Source organism: Staphylococcus sp. EG-SA-15, assembly GCF_017151895.1.
Lineage (GTDB): Bacteria > Bacillota > Bacilli > Staphylococcales > Staphylococcaceae > Staphylococcus > Staphylococcus aureus.
Genome location: NZ_JACVZN010000127.1, coordinates 1 through 249, shown reverse-complemented (window position 1 = coordinate 249; position 249 = coordinate 1). Strand labels below are relative to the sequence as shown.

Below are 249 nucleotides of genomic sequence, written 5' to 3'. Positions count from 1 at the left end.
ATTTACAATTACAGATCTAGTAATACCAACTCTATCTGCAACTTTTGATGCGATTAATAGGCCTTCCGTACCGCCAAGTTCTTCAAAGATATGTTCAATCGCTTCTTTTTCAGAATAAGATAATGAACTAATTGATCAAGAAAGCGCTAACCAAGAAGCGCTTGAATTAGCAGAACAAATGGGTATCATCTTTATAGATGAAATCGACAAAGTTGCGACGAATAATCATAATAGTGGTCAAGATGTCTC

2 pseudogenes are annotated in these 249 nt (G+C 35.3%); one reads left to right on the top strand and one right to left on the bottom strand.

Annotated features, from left to right (window positions below):
* Window positions 1–135 (bottom strand): annotated as a pseudogene (locus IDG64_RS14670) (GTP-sensing pleiotropic transcriptional regulator CodY); the annotation flags it as partial.
* On the opposite strand from IDG64_RS14670, the pseudogene IDG64_RS15675 reads away from it, so the two are divergent.
* Window positions 122–249 (top strand): annotated as a pseudogene (locus IDG64_RS15675) (AAA family ATPase); the annotation flags it as partial. The pseudogenes IDG64_RS14670 and IDG64_RS15675 overlap by 14 nt on opposite strands.